Source organism: Stenotrophomonas sp. 05L44_2, assembly GCF_056665995.1.
In genome coordinates this window covers 1-5105 of the sequence record NZ_JBFTNR010000260.1, presented here as the reverse complement: position 1 = coordinate 5105, position 5105 = coordinate 1, and the positions used below count along the sequence as shown (strand labels likewise).

The 5105-nt window shown below is 63.8% G+C and carries 3 protein-coding genes and 2 pseudogenes; all 5 read right to left on the bottom strand.

All coding sequences use genetic code 11. The features are described 5' to 3' along the window. Positions 1 to 295: pseudogene (locus AC1VAN_RS10735) on the bottom strand (carbohydrate ABC transporter permease); the annotation flags it as partial. Beyond that, on the bottom strand, positions 292 to 1173 hold the full coding sequence (locus tag AC1VAN_RS10730) for a carbohydrate ABC transporter permease (RefSeq protein ID WP_480985779.1): 882 nt from the start codon (positions 1171 to 1173) through the stop codon (positions 292 to 294). The pseudogene AC1VAN_RS10735 and the gene AC1VAN_RS10730, both read right to left, overlap by 4 nt. Further along, positions 1170 to 2450, bottom strand: a complete 1281-nt coding sequence (locus tag AC1VAN_RS10725; RefSeq protein ID WP_282440417.1) for a sugar ABC transporter substrate-binding protein — start codon at positions 2448 to 2450, stop codon at positions 1170 to 1172. Before AC1VAN_RS10725 ends, AC1VAN_RS10730 begins: the two co-directional genes overlap by 4 nt. A gap of 64 nt (positions 2451 to 2514) precedes the next feature. Then, complete coding sequence (locus tag AC1VAN_RS10720) at positions 2515 to 4119, bottom strand: glucoamylase family protein (RefSeq protein ID WP_025876509.1); 1605 nt, start codon at positions 4117 to 4119, stop codon at positions 2515 to 2517. Between the two features lie 245 nt (positions 4120 to 4364). Further along, positions 4365 to 5105: pseudogene (locus AC1VAN_RS10715) on the bottom strand (hypothetical protein); the annotation flags it as partial.

Below are 5105 nucleotides of genomic sequence, written 5' to 3'. Positions count from 1 at the left end.
AAGCGTAGCCGGCCATCGTGTTGAGCAGCAGCGAACCGAGGGTGATCGCCAGCGACACCAGCAGGCTGTTGGCGAAGTTGCCGCCCATGCCGGTGCGCGCGAACAGCTCGGTGTAATTGTGCGTGGTGATGCTGGACGGCAGCAGCGGCGGTGGGAAATGGGTGGCCTCGCCCTGCGGCATGAACGACACCGACAGCATCCACAGCAACGGTGCCAGGCTGACCAGGGCCAGCACCAGCAGCGCGCCATTGATCATCCACGGGTGCCAGCGTGACTGGCCGATTTCACGACTCATACCAACTGCCTCTTGCGGCCAAAGCGCAGCATCACGGTGGTCACCGCCAGGATGATCAGGAACAGCAGGAACGCCACAGCCGAGGCGCGTCCCAGGTTCCACCACTTGAAGCCTTCCTCGAACATGAAATACAGCACGCTGACGGTGCTCTGCAGTGGGTCGCCGCGGGTCATCACATAGGGTTCGGCGAACAGCTGGAAGTAACCGGATACGGTGATCACCCCGACCACCAGCAGCACCGGGCCGAGCATCGGCAGGGTGATGTGCAGGAACTGCTTCCAGCGCGAGGCGCCGTCGATGCGCGCGGCCTCGTACAGGTCATGCGGGATCGCCTGCAGGCCGGCCAGGAAGATCACCATGTTGTAGCCGAAGTTCTTCCACACCGCGAACAGCATGATGGTCGGCATCGCCCAGTTGGGATCGCCCAGCCAGTCGATCGGGCTGATGCCAAGATGGCCCAGACCGTAGTTCACCAGGCCRTAGCTGGTGTGGAACAGGTAGCGCCAGATCACCGCCACCGCCACCAGSGTGGTYACCACCGGGGCGAACAGCGCGGTGCGGAACAGCGCCTTGAAGCGCGCGGCCGGGGCATTGAGCAGCATCGCCGCGCCCAGCGATACGCCGATCGACAACGGCACGCCGATCACCACGAAATAGGTGGTGTTCCACAGCGACTTCCAGAACATCGGGGTCTGCAGCAGGTCGATGTAGTTGCCAAGACCCACGAAGCGCAGGTTGCTGCTGTCGGCCAGCGCATACAGGTCGAAGTCGGTCACGCTCAGCGCCAGCGCCGAAGCCACCGGCAGGCCGARGAACACACCAAGCACGATCAGCGAGGGGCCGGCGAAGATCCAGCCGGCAAGCGAAGTACGTTTCATTGCGGGCTCCCGGCCGCGACTGCACTGGTCGAACCCGAGGGGGGTGCGCTGCGCTGCAGGCGTTGTTGTTCATGCATCCAGCGACGCTTGGCCAGCACCTTGTCCACGCGCTGGTCCAGTTCGGCCACGGCCTTGTCCTGCGGCAGGCCGCCACGCACCACCTGTTCGGTGACGATGCGCATTTCCTGCACGATGCGCTCCCATTCGAGCACCTTCGGGGTCGGCTTGACCCGCTCCAGCTGGTCTCGGAAGGCGGCGGCAAGTGGATCGTTGGCCAGCGAAGGCGCATTCCAGGTGCTTCGACGCGGCGGCAGGTCGCCGATGATCGCGTGGAAGCGCGCCTGGATTGCCGGCCGCGACAGGAATTCGATCAGCTTCCAGGACGCTTCCTTCTGCTGCGACTTGCGGAAGATCACCAGGCTGGTTCCACCGGCGATGCCCGCGCCCGGACCGTCCGGACCCGGCAGCGCGGCCGTGCCCCACTGCCCTTCCAGTTCCTTCGGCTGCAGCTTCTTGAACTCGCGGATGTTCCAGGGGCCGGAAATGTAGAACACGTTGAAGCCGCGGAAGAATTCATCCCAGACGTTGGAGATCTGCGTCTCGGACATCTTCGGCGCCCAGCCCTGCTCGAACATGTTGGCGTAGAACCCCAGCGTGCGGCGGAAGCCGGGGCTGGAGAAATTGCCACGGGTGTCGTCGTCGCGCAGCAGCGGATCGGGCTGCTGCAGGGCCAGCGACAGCTGCTGCTCGAACTCGTTGATCGGCATCAGCACCGCATAGCGGTTCGGGCCCTGCATGCGCTTGATCGCGGCCATCTGCTCGTCCCATTCGGCCCAGGTGCGCGGCGGATGGTCGAAGCCGGCCTTGGCCAGCAGGTCCTTGCGGTAATAGATCAGGCGGGTATCGACGTACCACGGCACCCCGACCAGCTCGTTGTGGATCACGTTGGTATCCCAGATGCCCTGGAAGTAGTCCTTCGGATCGACAACGGTGGAATGCTGCACGAACGGCTGCAGCGGCGTGAGCGCGTTGAGTTCGGCGAACTCGGGTACCCAGGTGTTGCCCAGCTGGCACACATCGGGCAGGCCGTCGGCGGCAAATGCGGTCAGCAGCTTTTCGTGCGCGGCCGTCCACGGGATGTTCTGCACATCGACCTTGATGCCGGGGTTCTCCGCTTCGAATTCGTGGATCAGCTCGCTGACCACTTCAGCCTCGCGCCCCATCGCCCAGAAGCGCACGGTGGTGGTGCCCTGCTCCTGGCGGGCACAGCCGGCCATGAACAGCGCGGCCAGTGCAGGCAATGCCCAGCGTCGCAGGCGGTGTTTCCAGTCGTGCACCTTGTTACTTCCCCTGGCCGGTGTTGCGGTTGGCATTGTTTTTCTGTTCCTGCGCGGCGGCCGCACGTGATTCGGCGATACCGACCGCACGCGCTGCGGCGGCCTTCTCATCCTTCTGCAGCTCCAGCGGCTGGAAGGAGCCTTCCGGCGCCAGCCAGCCTCCACTGAAGCCCGCCCGTTCCAGGCCCTTGCGGATGTACGGGTTCTTCTTCATCACGTCCCAGACGAAGTCGTTGCGGTAGTTGGCGATCATGGTCAGGATCGGGCCTTGGTCGATGGCGATGTAGTCGCTGGCGACCCAGCCACGATCGGGTACCACCCGCCCGGTCTTGATCGGGATGTCGTAGCTGAAGCTGGGATTGAACGAATCCAGGAAGCCATAGCTGGAGTAGATGTAGTCGCCGTAGCGCTTGTGCATCTCCAGCGTGGCCGGAATCACTTCCTCGGGCGCGAACACGACCGACGAGATCGCGGCGGTCGGCGCGATCGTACCGTCATCGAAATTCTCGCGCAGGCCTGCGCCGCGCGATGAGTAATGGCGGAACTGGCGCTGCTCGCCCCGGTATTCCTGGGTGGTGTTCTGCGGACCATCGCTGGCGGTCAGGCCCCAGACGTTCTCGCCATATTCCTTCCAGTTCATCGGATTGGCGATGGCGTACTCGCGCTGGGCCAGCGCCGCCGAACGGCTGTTGAGGAAGTAGGTGCTGCCACGCTCGCGCATGTACGCATCCTGGATRTCGCGGAAGTCGATCCAGACGTGGCTGTACTGGTGGCCGAACAGCGGACCGAAGGACAGGTATTCCTGGCCCTGGTAGACGCCCCAGTCGTTGTCGTAAGTGCGCGTCCACACCGTCCACGCATCCGGGCTGACCGGGTGGCTGGGCGAGCCCAGGGCGAGGATGTAGACCATCATCGCCTCGTTGTAGCCCATCCAGTCATGGTCGATGAAGCCGTTCTCGGGGAACCAGCCCATCGAGATCAGCGGCGCACGCTGCTGCAGCCACGGCCAGTCGACCTGCTTGTACAGGGTGTCGGCGATCTGCCGGATTTCCTTCTCGCGCGGATCGTCGCCGTCGTAGTACGACTGGGCGAACAGCACGCCCATCATCAACAGCGCGGTATCCACCGAGGACAGTTCCACCCAGCTGTCGTAGCGGCGCCCTTCCTGCATGTCCAGGAAGTGGTAATAGAAGCCCTTGTAGCCGGCCTTGCCGGTGCGCTGCGGGCCCATCGGCACGTCGCGGAAGAACTTCAGGGTGGTCAGGGTGCGGTCGATCGCCTGGTTGCGGCTGACCCAGCCGTTCTCGATGCCGATCGGATAAGCGGTCAGGGCGAAGCCGACCGAGGCGATGCTGGCGAACGGCCGCGACGGATAGCGGTCCGGGGTCAGGCCGTTGATCTCGTTGGTGGTATCCCAGAAGAACTGGAAGGTGCGGCGCTCGATGTCATCGAAAAGCGGCGGCAGCTCCGGCTTCATCGGCCGCGGCGGTGCGTCGGCCTCGATCAGGATCACCGGCGGGCGCGGCTTGGCAGGCTCCTGCTGGGCCGGTTTGCAGGCGGCGATGGCCAGGGTCATCGCAGCGGCGGTCATCAGGTGGCGTGCCTGCATGGCGCGGTTCCTCCGGTGGGCTGATCGATGAAAGAGCATAACGTCCAATGACCTGAAATCGTTTACAAAGTGCGGTCTTAAAAAACCACGGAAACGTGGTTGATGACACCGCGGTCATTGCCCACGCCATTGCCCCCTGCCCGGCAATGGCGTGGGCAATGGACCGGCCCGGAGGCCGGCCATTGCCGTTGAAACCGGAGCCATCGGCGAACCGATGGCTCCGTGATGCTGCATCAGCGCTCCGCTTAGAAGCGGAAGCCCACTTCCGCCTTGACCTGGCGCGGGGTACCGATGACGTCACCGGTCTCGTTGTAGCTCACCAGCAGCGTGCCGTCCTGCTTCACGTAGTTCAGGTTCGAGAAGTTGTCGAAGTTGAGCACGTTGATGATGTCGATACGGGCATACAGCTCGGTATCGCCGGCCAGCTTGAAGGTCTTGGTCGCCTGCAGATCCAGCGAGCGGTAGCCGAAGATCTTGCCGCCGAGCAGGAAGTGACCATTGCCCGACGGGGTGCCGGCAGCCGGGGTCGGCATGCAGTTCGAATTGCCGGCCTGGGCGATGCAGGACCAATCGTTGCCCGGGGTCGGCGTAGCCAGGGTCAGCTTGCCGCCAAAGGTGATGCCCCAGAAACCGTCATACGAACCGGTGACCACCAGGCGATGACGCGGCGCGCCATTGGACTTGATGGTCGGGTACTCGCCGATGGTGCCGCGATCGAACGAGTAGTGCTCGTTGATGTTGCGGTTGTGGCGCGCATTGGTCCAGGTGTAGGCGATCGAGGTGCCCCAACCGCTTTCCTTGCTGTACGGCTTCTGCGCCGACAACAGAAGCTGGGTGGAGCGGGTCTTGATGCCCTGCTGGCCGATGATCAGGCTGCCGAAGCCCGGGATGTTGCAGTTCCACGGCTGGCCGTAGGTCGGCTCCTTGGCACCACACAGCATCTGGTTGTCAAAGAAATTGCCGTTGTTGAAGCGGTTGCCCAGGGT

Excerpts from the sequence above, each read along its gene's own strand:
- AC1VAN_RS10725 (WP_282440417.1), bottom strand. The coding sequence starts at position 2,450 with ATGGCCGGCTGTGCCCGCCAGGAGCAGGGCACCACCACCGTGCGCTTC.